At 56.2% G+C, this 14,197-nt stretch carries 15 protein-coding genes; 7 read left to right on the top strand and 8 right to left on the bottom strand.

What is annotated here, in order from left to right; translation table 11 throughout:
- Positions 1-85: 85 nt before the first annotated feature.
- From BUC32_RS00735 to BUC32_RS00705, 7 genes are all read right to left on the bottom strand, one after another.
- Positions 86-1,384: a M16 family metallopeptidase gene (locus tag BUC32_RS00735; RefSeq protein ID WP_073248383.1), complete on the bottom strand. Its 1,299-nt coding sequence runs from the start codon at positions 1,382-1,384 to the stop codon at positions 86-88.
- On the bottom strand, positions 1,381-2,718 hold the full coding sequence (locus tag BUC32_RS00730; protein WP_073248381.1) for a M16 family metallopeptidase: 1,338 nt from the start codon (positions 2,716-2,718) through the stop codon (positions 1,381-1,383). Before BUC32_RS00730 ends, BUC32_RS00735 begins: the two co-directional genes overlap by 4 nt.
- 90 nt (positions 2,719-2,808) lie before the next feature.
- Positions 2,809-3,321: a DUF3035 domain-containing protein gene (locus BUC32_RS00725; protein ID WP_073248379.1), complete on the bottom strand. Its 513-nt coding sequence runs from the start codon at positions 3,319-3,321 to the stop codon at positions 2,809-2,811.
- Positions 3,322-3,373: 52 nt separating this feature from the next.
- Positions 3,374-3,844: a signal peptidase II gene (gene lspA / locus BUC32_RS00720; protein WP_073248377.1), complete on the bottom strand. Its 471-nt coding sequence runs from the start codon at positions 3,842-3,844 to the stop codon at positions 3,374-3,376.
- A gap of 111 nt (positions 3,845-3,955) precedes the next feature.
- Positions 3,956-5,545 (bottom strand): bifunctional phosphoribosylaminoimidazolecarboxamide formyltransferase/IMP cyclohydrolase, encoded by a 1,590-nt coding sequence (purH, locus tag BUC32_RS00715; protein WP_073248375.1) that lies wholly within the window; start codon positions 5,543-5,545, stop codon positions 3,956-3,958.
- Positions 5,546-5,563: 18 nt separating this feature from the next.
- A complete protein-coding gene (locus BUC32_RS00710; RefSeq protein ID WP_073248373.1) occupies positions 5,564-7,306 on the bottom strand; it encodes a heparinase II/III family protein in 1,743 nt (580 codons plus the stop codon).
- A gap of 121 nt (positions 7,307-7,427) precedes the next feature.
- On the bottom strand, positions 7,428-8,696 hold the full coding sequence (locus BUC32_RS00705; protein ID WP_073248371.1) for an RsmB/NOP family class I SAM-dependent RNA methyltransferase: 1,269 nt from the start codon (positions 8,694-8,696) through the stop codon (positions 7,428-7,430).
- A gap of 76 nt (positions 8,697-8,772) precedes the next feature.
- Here BUC32_RS00705 and BUC32_RS00700 point away from each other — a divergent pair, with 76 nt between their 5' ends.
- Positions 8,773-8,961: a DUF1674 domain-containing protein gene (locus BUC32_RS00700; protein ID WP_073248369.1), complete on the top strand. Its 189-nt coding sequence runs from the start codon at positions 8,773-8,775 to the stop codon at positions 8,959-8,961.
- A 15-nt stretch (positions 8,962-8,976) separates the two neighbouring features.
- Here BUC32_RS00700 and dapB read toward each other — a convergent pair whose 3' ends face one another.
- Positions 8,977-9,786 carry a 4-hydroxy-tetrahydrodipicolinate reductase gene (gene dapB / locus BUC32_RS00695; RefSeq protein ID WP_073248367.1) on the bottom strand — a complete coding sequence of 270 codons (810 nt, stop codon included), beginning with the start codon at positions 9,784-9,786 and terminating at the stop codon, positions 8,977-8,979.
- A 93-nt stretch (positions 9,787-9,879) separates the two neighbouring features.
- Between dapB and rbfA the strand changes: the two genes are divergently transcribed.
- The 6 genes from rbfA (at position 9,880) to rpsO (ending at position 14,095) form a co-directional block, all read left to right on the top strand.
- Positions 9,880-10,281 carry a 30S ribosome-binding factor RbfA gene (gene rbfA / locus BUC32_RS00690; RefSeq protein ID WP_073248366.1) on the top strand — a complete coding sequence of 134 codons (402 nt, stop codon included), beginning with the start codon at positions 9,880-9,882 and terminating at the stop codon, positions 10,279-10,281.
- On the top strand, positions 10,278-11,012 hold the full coding sequence (locus BUC32_RS00685) for a phosphodiester glycosidase family protein (RefSeq protein WP_073248364.1): 735 nt from the start codon (positions 10,278-10,280) through the stop codon (positions 11,010-11,012). Before rbfA ends, BUC32_RS00685 begins: the two co-directional genes overlap by 4 nt.
- A gap of 124 nt (positions 11,013-11,136) precedes the next feature.
- Positions 11,137-12,051, top strand: coding sequence for a tRNA pseudouridine(55) synthase TruB (truB, locus tag BUC32_RS00680; RefSeq protein WP_073248363.1), 915 nt, complete (start codon positions 11,137-11,139; stop codon positions 12,049-12,051).
- Positions 12,052-12,058: 7 nt separating this feature from the next.
- Positions 12,059-12,574: a DUF1643 domain-containing protein gene (locus BUC32_RS00675; RefSeq protein WP_175556869.1), complete on the top strand. Its 516-nt coding sequence runs from the start codon at positions 12,059-12,061 to the stop codon at positions 12,572-12,574.
- A 114-nt stretch (positions 12,575-12,688) separates the two neighbouring features.
- Positions 12,689-13,669, top strand: a complete 981-nt coding sequence (locus tag BUC32_RS00670; RefSeq protein ID WP_073248359.1) for a calcium-binding protein — start codon at positions 12,689-12,691, stop codon at positions 13,667-13,669.
- 156 nt (positions 13,670-13,825) lie between these two features.
- Complete coding sequence (rpsO, locus tag BUC32_RS00665) at positions 13,826-14,095, top strand: 30S ribosomal protein S15 (RefSeq protein WP_073248357.1); 270 nt, start codon at positions 13,826-13,828, stop codon at positions 14,093-14,095.
- Positions 14,096-14,197 lie beyond the last annotated feature (102 nt).

Raw genomic sequence — 14,197 nt, 5'->3', positions numbered from 1 at the left:
CAGACCGCCCGCTTCCAATGGTCAAGTATCCCGGGGTGAGCGTTGCCTTTGCCTTACAAAGGCCACGTGAGGGGCAACGAGCCTCTCACAACCCTTGTGGTTTGCCCACTACAACAAACTGAAGCGCCTCTGGTTGCAACAATTCACCGGCAACACGATTGACGTCTTCCAGCGTGACCGCGTTCAGCTGATCATTTCGGGTCGCGATGTAATCCACGCCCAGATCTTCCATCTGCATACCAACCATAATGCGGGCGATTGATCCGTTGCCGTCAAATCGCAACGGGTACGCTCCAGTCAAAAGCGCCTTGGCCTTGCTCAACTCTTCTTCGCTGACCCCTTCGCTGGCCGTGCGGGCCCATTCAGAACGGATCACTTCAACCGCCTCAGCAATCCGGTCATTGGCAGACGACACCGAGCCAAGGTAAAGAGCGGCCAAATCCTTGGGGACAAGATACGAATACACCCCATAGGTCAGACCGCGCTTTACGCGTACTTCTTCCATGAGCCGACTTTCAAAACCGCCGCCGCCCAGAATTGTGTTCAGCAGGTAAGCGGCAAAAAAATCATCGTCGTCACGTTCCATGCCGACATGGCCAAACAAAGCCACTGATTGCGGGATATCAAAGTCAATCACGGTCGTACCGCCACTTAACGTAAGATCGGCGCGTTCCGGCAAAGGCGCACCGGTTTGCGGCAACGCCCCGAGGAGGTCATCCAACAACACGCCAAGCTCAGCTTCGGTGATGTCGCCAACGGCAGAAACATACAAACGATCCCGCGCCAAAGCATTGGCGTGGGCGTCAACTATGTCTTGCCGGGTCAGCCCAGAAACACTTTGAACCGTGCCCTCCAAAGCTGTGCTGTAGGGATGATCCCCAAAGGCCAAGGCATCAAAGTTCCGGGAAGCGATATCGTTAGGGTCTTTTTCGCTGGATCGAATTCCGGCCAACACCTGTCCCCGAACCCTATTCAAAGACACGTCATCAAAGGTCGGTTCGATCAAAGACAAGCGCAACAACTCTAATGCTTCGCGGCGGTTTTCGGTTAGAAATCGCGCTGATACCGAAATGGCATCATCGCTGGCGTCATAACTGAATTGCGCAGCCAACGCCTCGGTTGCTTTGGCAAACCCTTGCGAATCCAGATCGCCAGCACCTTCTTCAAGTAATCCCACCATCAGGTTGGTGGCGCCACGTTTGCCTTCCACGTCCAGCGACGCCCCCCCGCGAAAACGGATTTCCAAAGCGACGAAAGGAATTGAGGGTTCCTCGACCAGCCAAACATTTATTCCACCCGGCGTTGTCACCTCTTTGATTTCAACTCCAGCGCGGGCAGGCAAGGCGGCCAACATCATGACTGCGACAAATACAAAACGCATCATTGGGTCACCTCCGCACTGACACCCGTGAGCCAACCAGTCACTGATTGCCGTTCATCGAAAACCATTCGGGCGGCGGCCAGAATGTCTTCTTCGGTGACAGCCTGAAGCACATCAGGCCAAGCCTGAACGTCTTCGATCCCTAACCCCGAAGTCAACGCGTGCCCGTAACGATTGGCCATGGATTCAACACTGTCGCGTTCATAAATCTGCGATGCTCTCAGCTGCATTTTAATACGGTCCAGATGCTGGCTGTTCACGCCGGCTTCTACAAATTCGACCAACACGGCATCCATCGCGGCTTCGGCGTCTTCAAGGGTGACGCCTTGGGCCGGCACAACAGTAAGATCAAAGGTCGTTTGATCCAGAGATGATCCGCGGTAATGCGCGCCAGAGTAAACCGCCAGCTTTTGTTCGAACTGCAAGCGTTCGTTCATCAAGGATGTCGTCCCACCGCCCAACAACTCAGCCAGCAGGGTTAATGCTGCGGCTGTTTTTTGGTCTCCGGGGTTTCGCTCGGGCGCCAGATATGACCGTGTCACATAGGGTTGCGCGACACGCGGATCTTCAAACACCATGCGACGCGCAGAGGTCTGCGGCGGCTCTTGTGTCCGATTGCGTGGTCCAAGATCCGGGTTCGCAGGCAGCACGCCATAATACGTTTTGGCCAGTTCAAGAACCTCATCAGGCTCTACATCCCCGGCCACAATCAGCGCGGCATTGTTGGGGGCGTAATATGTGCGGTAGTACGCCAGCGCATCTTCAAGAGAGAGCGTTTCCATCTCGTGACGCCAGCCAATGATGGGCACGCCATAGCGATGGTTGTAATACTGTGCAGCGCTCAGCTGTTCACGCATCAAGGCGCCAGGGCTGTTTTCGGTACGCTGGTTGCGCTCCTCGATGATAACCTGGCGTTCGGTCAGGATTTCAGCCTCACCAAGACGCAGATTGATCATCCGGTCGCTTTCCATCTGCATCATCAACTCAAGCCGGTCCGCCGCGACCCGCTGAAAATAGGCGGTGTAATCGTAACTGGTGAACGCATTGTCACGTCCCCCATTTGCGGCAACAGTTGCCGAAAACTCACCGGGCTCCATCGTATCAGTGCCTTTGAACAAAAGATGCTCCAGAAAATGGGCAACCCCCGAGGCGCCTGCCGGTTCGTCTGCAGACCCGGCACGATACCAGACCATATGCATCACCACAGGGGCACGGTGATCTTCAATCACCACAACCTGCATACCGTTATCCAGTTGGAAATCGCTGACTTGCTCTTGTGCCTGCACGGATATTGCCGTCATCACAAGACCGGCGGCCAACGCAATAATGCGAGACATGCGCCTCTCCCTGTTCATCAGTTGTCACGAGATACTTACGACCGCCTGAGCCGCCTTCAAGAGGCAATACCTCTTGGTCACGAAATCGTTTTAATTGTTAGGCGGCGCAGCAGGTGTTGTTGCACCCCCTCGACGCCATCGGTCCTGTTCAGCATATTGGTTCAGATGCTGCTTCTTGTAGACTTCGTTGTACCGATCTTCTTTGACGATGCGAATGTTGGTAAAGCGTCCGCGCTTCTTGCGAAACTCTGCGTCGTCAGCCGCCACCGTAGCCCGGATATTTTCCGCGCGCCCCAGACGACCAGAATAATTGACCAAGCCAGCATCACCACCCGGAATCGACGTACTGTTTGCAGCCTTGCGCGACCCACCAAGAGCAACAACTGCGTCGCCGACAGGATCAACGTCAGTCGAATTTGCGCCACCCGGCGTGGGCGTCGGCAGCGCATTAAAGTCTTTGGGAACACTCAAAGGTTTGGCAGGCAGAATTCTAAACTCGTCCGGACCTTCTCCGTTCGAGCTCAATTGACGGATTCCATCATCACCGCTGCACGCAGCAAGCAACAATCCAAACCCTAAAATCAAGGCACGCGACACGCGCATGGCACTTCTCCTGCTTCCTCGACCCCGCTTTTAACGCATCCAAACGCAGACGTCACGAGGGCTTTTTCGTCCCACCCAGAAAGATCAGACCAAAGGCTCCGGCAAATATCCAGACATCCGCCAAATTAAACGCAAACGGATTGTTTATTCCGCAACACGACATATTCAGAAAGTCCGCGACCGCGCCATAAAGCAATCGGTCAACAACGTTGCCAAGTGCGCCGCCAACCAGCATTCCAGCTGCGATCAGGCCGCCCTTACCGGGGGGATCCCGCCACACCCAGAGCAGCACAAAAGCTGAAATCAACAGTGCGATCACGATCAAAACCCAGCGCGCGGCCTCAGAGCTATTGGAGAACAGGCCAAAGTTCACACCTTCGTTCCACGCCATATGCAGGCGTAAAAACGGCGGAAACACATCAATCATGCCCACGTCCCGCAAGTTCAGTATATGAACAACAAGGTACTTGCTCGCCTGATCGGAGAGAAAAGCCCAAAATCCTGCCCAGAACACCAGACGCATTGCACGTCCCCTTTTCTGCCTCTTGCGTTCCCTTTGTTTTCAAGGGCTTCCGCATTTTCTTACCGCAACCCGAAACGTTTATCCGTAACGGGTTGCTTGTTTTTTACCGCCCTAGTGGCGGAAATGGCGCATGCCGGTAAACACCATGGCAAGGCCTGTCTCATCAGCAGCTGCAATCACTTCGTCATCGCGCATCGAGCCACCGGGCTGGATCACACATTTGCCACCTGCTGCTGCGGCCTCAAGCAAACCATCGGCAAACGGAAAGAACGCATCGGACGCCACGGCGCTGCCTTTGGCCGGGCTTTCATCCATGCCCAACTCAACGGCCATGCGGGCCGCCTTGGAGGCCGCTACATTGGCACTGTCCAGACGGCTCATCTGACCTGCGCCTACGCCAACTGTGGCGCCATCTTTGACGTAAACAATCGCGTTTGACTTCACGTGCTTCGCAACCTTCCAGGCAAACAGCAGATCGGCCATTTCCTGCTCAGACGGTGCCTTTTTGGTCACAACTTTCAGGTCATCGATGCCGACATAGCCCACATCTTTGTCCTGAACCAGCATGCCACCAGCCACTTGTTTGTATGCCATAATCGGCTTGCGAGGGTCTGGCAGGCCATCAGTCAAAAGCAGGCGCAGGTTCTTTTTAGCCGCGAAAATCTCTTTGGCTTCATCAGACGCACCCGGTGCGATTACCACCTCGGTGAAGATTTCCACGATCTTGGCTGCGGTTGCTGCATCCAATGGCTGATTCAAGGCAACGATGCCACCAAAGGCCGACGTACGATCGCAATCAAACGCTTTTTGATAGGCTTCGGTCAGCGATGTCCCTACAGCCACGCCGCAAGGGTTGGCGTGTTTGATGATTGCGCAGGCCGGGCCGTTGGCCGGATCAAATTCGGCCACCAATTCAAACGCGGCGTCCGTGTCGTTGATGTTGTTGTAGCTGAGTTCCTTGCCTTGCAACTGTTGAGCAGTCGCCACGCCCGGACGGTTTGATCCATCCGTGTAGAACGATGCTTGCTGGTGACTGTTTTCGCCATAGCGCAGCGATTGTTTAATTTCACCGGCAACAGCGCGACGGCGCGGTGTGTCAAAGCCAATCGCATCCGCCATCCAGTTTGAAACGGCTGCATCGTAGGCCGCTGTGCGGGCATAGGCGATCTGTGCGCGACGGCGGCGGAACTTGGTACAGGTCGCGTTGTTATGCTTGTCCATATCGCCAAGCAGTTTGTCGTAATCCTGAACATCCACAATCACGGTCACGTCGCCGTGGTTCTTAGCAGCCGCCCGGATCATCGCGGGTCCGCCAATATCGATGTTTTCAATGCAGGTGTCATAGTCCGCACCAGCCGCAACAGTGGCCTCAAACGGATACAGGTTCACAACCAAAAGATCGATCGGACCAATGCCATGCTCGTCCATTGCGGCGACATGGTCTGGGTTGCTGCGCAAAGCCAACAGACCACCGTGCACATTGGGGTGCAAAGTTTTCACCCGGCCATCCATCATTTCAGGAAATCCGGTGACGTCAGCGACATCTACAACGGTCAACCCCGCGTCACGCATAGCTTTGGCACTTCCACCAGTGGAAAGCAGTTCAATACCACGCTCAGAAAGCGCCTTGCCCAGTTCAATCAATCCGGTTTTGTCGGAGACGGAAATCAAGGCGCGGCGGATGGGGGTCATATCGGTCATAGGTTCAGGGGTCCCAGGTCAGTTTGTCATATCCAGATCATCCCGGCTCAGGTCTCGGATCGCCACCGCAGAATCCTGCGCTTTGGCCAACGACCACCGGATGCGGGTCGCATACTCTATTGCGGCGCCAGATAGAACGATCTGTTTTGTCGCGCGTGGCTTTAATCGGTTCTTTTCTAGGAAAACACTGGGTTCCAGGGTTATTTGCACGTCACCGCCTTGGCGGAAAATCCAAATCTCGCCGCTTTTCAGCGCCAATGACACGGCCGCTCCCCCCATATCCACGGCCGCGTCCACCTCGGGGTGCAGATGAAAGCGCACCTCATAAGGCACACCCTGCAGGCTGTTGGCATCCATCGTCTTGTCAAAAATCCGCTTGGCAGGATCATCCAGTGCGACCAGCAAATCCTCACCCACCATGCCTCGCCCATCAAAGGTCAACTCAAGTGTGCGCGCATGGGTCAGCCCGTGAGTGCGCACATAGCCGTTATGCCCACCCTGAAAACGAAGCCCGTCAGGCGCCTGACTCATCTGAATAGGTACTTCTGTCGGTGCGTCGACCAACTGTTCATCGCGCCACCCGCGTCCGCCCTCCCCAAGACGTGCGCTGGAAAATCCGTTCAACGACAAAGTCGAATGGCTGGGTGTCGCACGCCCGGCGCGACGCCAGTCTTCGCCAAAGCTGACACCCGACCCGCAATTCACAAGCACTGGCCGTCGCCCGCTGGTCAGCTCGAATGCCAGAGTTGAGGCATGCGCATTGAGCGATGCAGCGCCTTTAGGCGGTGGGCTCGCGTCGACGATCACGCTGGTGCGCCCTGCCGACAAACGCGCGTATCCCATCGACAATCCATCGGGTGCGCTGGTTTTGATCTGGCTTTCTGCCAGCGCGTGATCCAGCCGCCCTTCGATACCGCGGCCACCACCATGAAACCGTGCCAACCCACCATCTGAGTGGCGCAAAGTTCTAAGGGTAGGCGCAATACGTTCAATCGCCTCAACATGCGCAGAGGTTGGCGTTTGCCCGGCTTCGCTCAGAGCTGCCGCGACCCAAGTCAACAAGGTAAAGACTTCGAGTAATTCTTCCGGGTTGCGCGTTGGAATACCGCCCTGATCGTCGACCTGACTACGACATTCACGATCCAGCGCCTTTACGGCAGGGGCAACATGCGTGTCCATCCCCTCCAGAGCCAAACCCGCATAGATCAATCCGGCAAGTGCTTCGAATCGGGGCAAGCCGGAGGCTGATTTCTGCCAGCGCCGAGACAAAAAGATCGTCTGTTGTCCAAGCGAACGATAAAACGCTTCGGACTGCGCAGACTCGCGCCCTCGTAACAGGAACAAAGCATGGTTGATCCAGCGGATCAGCCGTCGTCCTGTCAGGTCAGGCGTCCAGCCCTCTCCCTGACCGCGGCCATAGCGATCAATCCAGTGCCAAACCCAATCCTGACCTTTATCACGGGCAGCGGCATCACCGACGGCGGCAAGATCATCAAGCCATGCAAAGCCCTGCAATTCCTGACCATAAACCGGATCGGCCACTTTCACATCCCAAACTGACAATTCCGGGGCTGTCACCAGATGGCCGGCAAACAGATAGTTTCCCGCCACCAACTGGCGACCACGGGCAAAACTACCGATGGTGCGTGGTTCAGGCATTGAGGTGAAACCGGTTGCAGGGCGCGCACGCGTGCTTAATCGCGCATGCACGCGATGCATGAAGCGCGCCCAGCGCGCTGAAAACCCTTCGGGGTTGCTCATGTCTCTGCCTCTACGCCTTGTTGGCGTTTTTTTCCATAATACAGCGCAGAGGACACAAAGTCACCGTTTGAATTGCCTGTCCGGTACCGCGTTGCGGGTTCCTGCCGGTCTGGATCAAAACTTAACCTTTGCGCAGGCAGGCCATGTAAAACCCGTCCATGCCGCCCTTGTCCGCCCAATAATCAGGACGCAGGCGCAGGCCGCCTTCTTCGGTGATCCATGCAGGATCGATACCGTCCAGGTTCAGCGCATCGCGATCCACAGTCAGACCTTCATGCCGCTCCAAGACATCTTCGACCTGACATTCGCCCTCGTCTGGCAAAAGCGAACAGGTACAAAACACAAGCCGCCCACCGGGTTTGAGCAACGAAAGCGCATGATCCAACATAACCGCCTGCAACTCAATCAAAGCACCAAATTCGCTGCCGTCTTTTGCGTGCGGAAGATCAGGGTGACGCCGAATGGTGCCAGTGGCTGAACAAGGCGCATCCAGCAGGATCGCGTCCCATTCACCGGTTTGCTCCATCACATCGCCCACAATGCATTCGGATTTAAGGCCCGTCCGTTTCAGATTTTCATACACGCGCGCCATTCGAAGTTCAGAATCATCCACTGATGTGACCTCAGCCCCACTGGCCGCAATCTGTAAAGTTTTGCCGCCCGGAGCTGCACAAAGATCGAGGATTTTCTCACCCTCTTTCGGGGCCAAAACCTGTACTGGCAATGACGCCGCCGCGTCCTGCACCCACCAACTGCCCCTTTTGAAACCCGGCAACGTGGACACTTGCCCCGCACTCTCAAGCCTAACGGTGCCCGTTGGCAGGAAATCCCCACCCAACGAACGATGCAACGCGCCCCTGTCACCTTTGGCGGTCAGATCCAACGGGGCACCGGCAAAATGCGCAGCCTCCATGGCGGCCACAGCCTCAGGACCATAAGCCTGAACCAGCGGTTTTCGCAGCCACTTGGGCAAGTGCGGCACCCGTAGTTTTTTCCATTCTTCAGGGCCAGTCGCCGCAACCTTGCGCAACACCGCATTAACAAGACCCTTCATTGAAGCCGTGCCCTTATTGCGGCTCACAAGCTCAACGGCATCATTAACGACCCCATGCGCGGCCCCACCTGAACACAGCTCGACCGTGGCCACCCGCAGCACATTGCGCACCGTCATAGGAGGGTTTTTCTTGAGGTGTTTCTGCAAAATACGATCCGCGCGTTCCAGGCCGCGCAAGGTTTCCGTCGCCAAGCGTTGCGCACGGGCGCGATCTTCGGGTTGCAGTTGCTCCAACGCACCGGCACCAATCAACTCAGGCAAAAGTCGTCCTTCTCCCAGCACCTGATCCAACAGATAAACCGCGCTGCGACGGGCATAGACACCGCTCTGAGACATGAAGACGCTCCTGTAAAACTTGTCCTTTGGGGACGGGCGCGTATATCAGGGGCACGGACCGAAAGGAACCCTGCCAATGAGCGATACGCCCGATCAACCGAAACCAGACCTGCCACCCGCCGCCCGGCGTGCGTTGGCCGAAGCCGAAGAACGCCGCAAAAAGGCGAAAGCCGCGGAAATGCCAACCGAACTTGGCGGGCGCGACGGGCCAGAACCAGTACGTTTCGGCGATTGGGAGAAAAAGGGCATTGCGATCGACTTCTGAGCGACCCTTAGGAGATCAGAGCCCCAACACGTCCAGCATGTCGTATTCGCCGGGCTTTTTATCCTGCCCCCACAAGGCCGCTTTCAAAGCACCACGTGCAAACACCGCCCGATCACTGGCCAGATGACGCAGCACAATGCGCTCGCCGGGGGCGGCAAACATCACATCATGTTCCCCGACAATGTCGCCACCGCGAATGGCGACAAATCCGATGTCACCTTTCTTACGGGCCCCGGTAATGCCATCACGGCCCCGGTCCGCAACATCCGCCAGATCGACACCCCGTCCCTCGGCCGCGGCTTCACCCAACATCAGGGCGGTCCCTGACGGAGCATCTACTTTTTGGTTGTGGTGCGATTCGATCACTTCGATGTCGAAATCATCGTCCAGCGCCGCCGCGACTTTTTTGGTCAACTGCGTCAGCAGGTTCACACCGAGCGACATATTGCCAGCCCGCACGATCACTGCGTGGCGTCCGCAGGGCTCGAGTTTCGCAATATCTTCATCGGTCATACCTGTGGTGCCAATCACATGCACTGCCCGCGCCTGCGCCGCCAGTTTGGCAAATTGCAACGTTGCAGCAGGGGCCGTGAAATCAATCACCGCCTGCGCCTTGGCAAAGGCGTCCAGCGGTTGGTCTGTCACAACCACACCCACCGCCTGCCCCCCCATGGCCTCGCCGATATCCATGCCGACCCACGGATGCCCCGCACGTTCGATGGCCCCAACAAGGCTCGCCTTGTCACTCGCCATCACGGTTTGAACCAGCATCTGGCCCATGCGACCCGATGCACCGGTGATTACGATCCCTGGCAGATTTTCCATCTGACTGTCCCCTGTCGGCTGAATAACGTCCGGCCACGTTTACCCAAAGCCGGGACGCTTGGCAAAGCCTTAGGAAAAGCATAAGTGGGGGCCATGGCAAAGAACAAATCCTATGAAGGCTCCGGCCCCTCCCAACGTCAGCTTCGCGTCGGCGAACTGATCCGTCGCGCTTTGGCCGAAATTCTGTCACGGGGCGATGTACACGACCCGGACCTGAATCGCATGTCCATCACCGTGGGCGAAGTGCGCACAACACCTGATCTCAGGATCGCTACGGCCTTTGTCCTGCCACTTGGCGGCAAGGGCAAAGACGATGTGCTCAAGCTACTGGCGAAAAACAAAGGCGAAATTCGCCATGCCATCGGCAAGAAAACCGGATTGAAACATACGCCCGAGCTGCGCTTTCGACTTGATACGACCTTTGATCAGATGGACGAAACACGCCGGATACTGAATCAGGATCACGTGCGTCAGGATATTGAAGGCGACGAATGATCCGGGCAGTCGCTATCTTAACCGCACTGGGGGCGCTGGCGACCGAAGCTCAAGCCGTTGAATGCCGCGACTTTGAGCATGATAAGAATCGCTACACGCTCTGCGAAGTCGACACCACGCAAGAGGATCTGCGACTTTTTCTGCGCGACGACAAAGCCATGCCTATTGGTCAGTTTTCCGCAATCAATACGCGCCTGCCGGACGGCCAGTCACTTGCCTTCGCCATGAATGCGGGCATGTATCATGCCGACCGCAGCCCGGTTGGGCTTTATGTGGAAAACGGCAAATCCGAAGGGCGCCTGCTGACGGGCGCCAGCAAAGGTAACTTTGGTCTCTTACCCAATGGTGTGTTCTGCGTTGAAGACACTCGGGCCAGAGTGATTGAAACCCTCGCCTTTAAAAAAAGTCGCCCAAATTGCACCTACGCCAGCCAATCCGGGCCAATGCTGGTGATTGACGGCAAATTGCACCCGCGTTTTTTGCCCGACAGTACCTCTCGCTATCTGCGCAATGGCGTCGGCACCAACAGCGATGGCACCCGCGCCGTTTTCGCCATTTCCAATAACCCGGTCACTTTCCACGAATTTGGCCGCCTGTTTCGCGACGAATTAAAACTACCCAACGCACTTTACTTTGATGGCAAAGTCAGCCGCCTGCACGCACCGGAACTAAACCGATCCGATGCGGGTTTCTGGCTTGGCCCCATCGTTGGCGTTGTCGCGCCCAACTGACCTCCTTTCAACTGGAACAGAATATCCCGGCATGAGGAGCAGCGCCCCTGATGGCGCAACAGAATTTGACAGTTCCCCCGCCTTCCGCTACGCCGCCGCTCTTAACACTCAGATCGGACACTCAATGGGACGCAAACGCAAAGGTCGCGACATTTCAGGTTGGCTGGTGGTCGACAAACCTGCCGGTATGACCTCAACCGCTGTAGTGAACAAAGTTCGCTGGGCGTTTGATGCCAAAAAGGCCGGTCACGCCGGAACTCTGGACCCCGAAGCCACGGGCGTTCTGGCCATCGCTTTGGGCGAAGCCACCAAAACTGTGCCCTACATCACCGACGATCTGAAATGCTATGAATTCACCGCACGTCTGGGGCAGGCTACTAATACCGATGATGCCGAAGGCGAAGTTATCTCACAATCAGATCTGCGGCCTTCCGATGAGCAGATCAAAGACGCTTTGGGCCCATTTGTCGGCGACATCATGCAAGTACCGCCCAAATTTTCCGCTGTGAAAATTGACGGTCAGCGCGCCTATAAACTGGCACGCGACGGCGAAGATGTGACGATCGAAGCTCGCCCACTTTGGGTCGAAGAGCTGGTCATGACAGATCGCCCCGATGCAGATCACGTGACCCTTGAAATGACCTGTGGCAAAGGCGGATATGTGCGTTCGATCGCCCGTGACCTCGGCGCTGCTTTGGGCTGCTTTGGCCATGTCCTGAAGTTGCGTCGCATCTGGTCAGGCCCCTTTGAGGTCAAGGATGGGCTGACTTTTGACGAGATCGAAAAACTGGCCCGGACGCCCGAACTCGACACCCATCTGCGCCCGTTGGAAGAGGCCCTTGCCGGACTGCCCGAGGTGAAATGCACCGCGGAAAGTGTCACCCGGCTTCGCAATGGAAACCCTGCGATGGTGATTGCTCATGGCGTTGACTACGGCGACGAGGCCTGGGCTTCATTCGAAGGCCAGGCTGTGGCGGTCGGTGTTTTCAAAGCAGGTGAGTTGCATCCAAACCGCGTGTTTGTCCTTCCAGAGGTCTGATCTCACAGTGATCACCCGGCATCATCAAAAAGACGACGCCGCCTCTCAGGCTGAATACTCGGAATGCGGCACATATCGCTATTCTCTGTCACGAGTCTGGCAGCCCGAGGGCAAACGCGTTGTCTTTATTATGCTGAACCCGTCGAAGGCCACGGAAAAGCAGAACGACCCCACCATTGAACGCTGCGAACGCCGCGCACGGGCGTTAGGGTTCGGTGGTTTCTGCGCGGTCAACATTTTTGCTCTGCGCGAAACTGACCCCAAGAAAATGCGCGCCCATAAGTCGCCCGAAGGTCCGGAAAACGATCTGGCCATCACACAGGCATGCCACTGGGCAGATACGATCATTGCCGCATGGGGCGCGCACGGAGATCACCTAAATCGGGGAGCCGCGATGCAAAACGTCTTGCGTGCGACGGGGCGCCCGGTGCACTGCCTTGGCCTTACTAAAAAGGGTCATCCCGGCCATCCACTATACATCGCCTATGCTCAAAAACCCGAGCTTTGGGACATCAGCATCTAATCGAAAGTGCAGGTTTTTTTGATTGCGTCTTGTTAACCACTTTTTCACGATACACTTTACGCCCAGCATCTGCCGTGCCCTTATACTCTGGGGCGTTGTGTGGAGTGGGGAGTAATGTTTATTTTTGGCCTTCTTGGCCTGATGGCAGCCAGCGCAGTTGTCATGGTTGGTTTTGAAGAGATCGCAACCGGAGAGGACGACCTCCTCCCAGAAGACCCTGACCAGATCGAAAACTCCGAATGGGACGGCCTCGACATTGCCCTTGATGGGCTGGACCCAGACAGTCTGACATCGTCTGAAGATCAGATCATTTCAGGCACAGAAGATGACGAAACGATCCTTGGTGGCGCTGGCAAAGACCAAATCAACGGATATGAAGGCGACGACTCCCTGACAGGTCTGGCGGGCGAGGATCACCTGTTTGGCGAGGACGGCAACGACCTTTTGTTCGGTGGTGAAGGTGATGATGTCCTGCATGGCCAAAACGGCGAAGACACACTGAATGGTGAGACCGGCGATGACTCTCTGTTTGGCCATATGGGCAACGACGTGCTGGATGGCGGTGCGGGCAGCGATTCACTTGTAGGTGGCTTTGGCGCCGACAGTCTTGTCGGTGGTGAAGGCAATGACGCCCTGCATGGTGGCGCGGATGATGATACTCTTAGCGGTGGTGAAGGGGGCGATACATTGTTTGGCGGTGACGGGCAGGACGTGATCGTCGGGGCTGACGACACCGGTTCTGAGGCCGATTTCCTGAATGGTGGAGACGGCAATGATATCATAGTTGCCGGGAGTGGCGACTGGATCACGGGTGGCGAAGGTCTTGACCAGTTTTTGCTCGATGAATGGTCGGCCTCGGATCAAATCACGACGATCACGGACTTTGACAGGAGTGAGGACAGTCTTGTTCTTGTTTATGATGGGTCAGACCTCCCCCCTGAGGTCGCGGTTTATGGGTTGGCAGACTCGCCCAATGCGAGCGGCATTTTTGTTGAAGGTGTTCTTGTGGCGACGGTTCAGGGAAACCCTGATTTGTCGGCCGCTGATGTTTCACTGGTTCAGCAAACAACAGTCACTGAGCTTTTGTCCGCCTGATCGCCGCAATCGCCGCACCATATCCCCCTTTTCTTTTGTGCATAAATCTCTTATACGCTCGCATCCGCTCATGAAAACTGGGGGGATTCTCTCCACGGACCTTGCTGGACGACATCCCGGCTCGTGCCCTTAACCCTTTGACCAAAGGAGACCCCGATGTCGATTACTGCTGAAGAAAAAGACCGCGTAATGAAAGAATTCGCAACTAAAGAAGGTGACACTGGTTCGCCCGAAGTTCAGGTTGCTATCTTGTCCTCGCGCATCGCGACTCTGACCGAGCACTTCAAAACCCACAAAAAAGACAACCACGGTCGCCGTGGCCTTTTGAAAATGGTTGCACAGCGCCGTAAGCTGCTGGACTACCTGAAGGGCAAAGAAGAAGCACGCTATACAGACCTGATCAAACGTCTGGGCCTGCGCCGCTAAGAATTCCGATCCTTTTGGATTGTCAGACGCCCGCTCATTTGAGCGGGCGTTTTTCGTTTGTGGCTCGGACGGCCTCAATCCTCCAAAATCCCAAAAGTGTCC

The organism is Shimia gijangensis (assembly GCF_900142085.1).
Classification (GTDB): Bacteria; Pseudomonadota; Alphaproteobacteria; order Rhodobacterales; family Rhodobacteraceae; genus Shimia; species Shimia gijangensis.
This window is presented reverse-complemented; position numbering and strand designations above follow the sequence as displayed.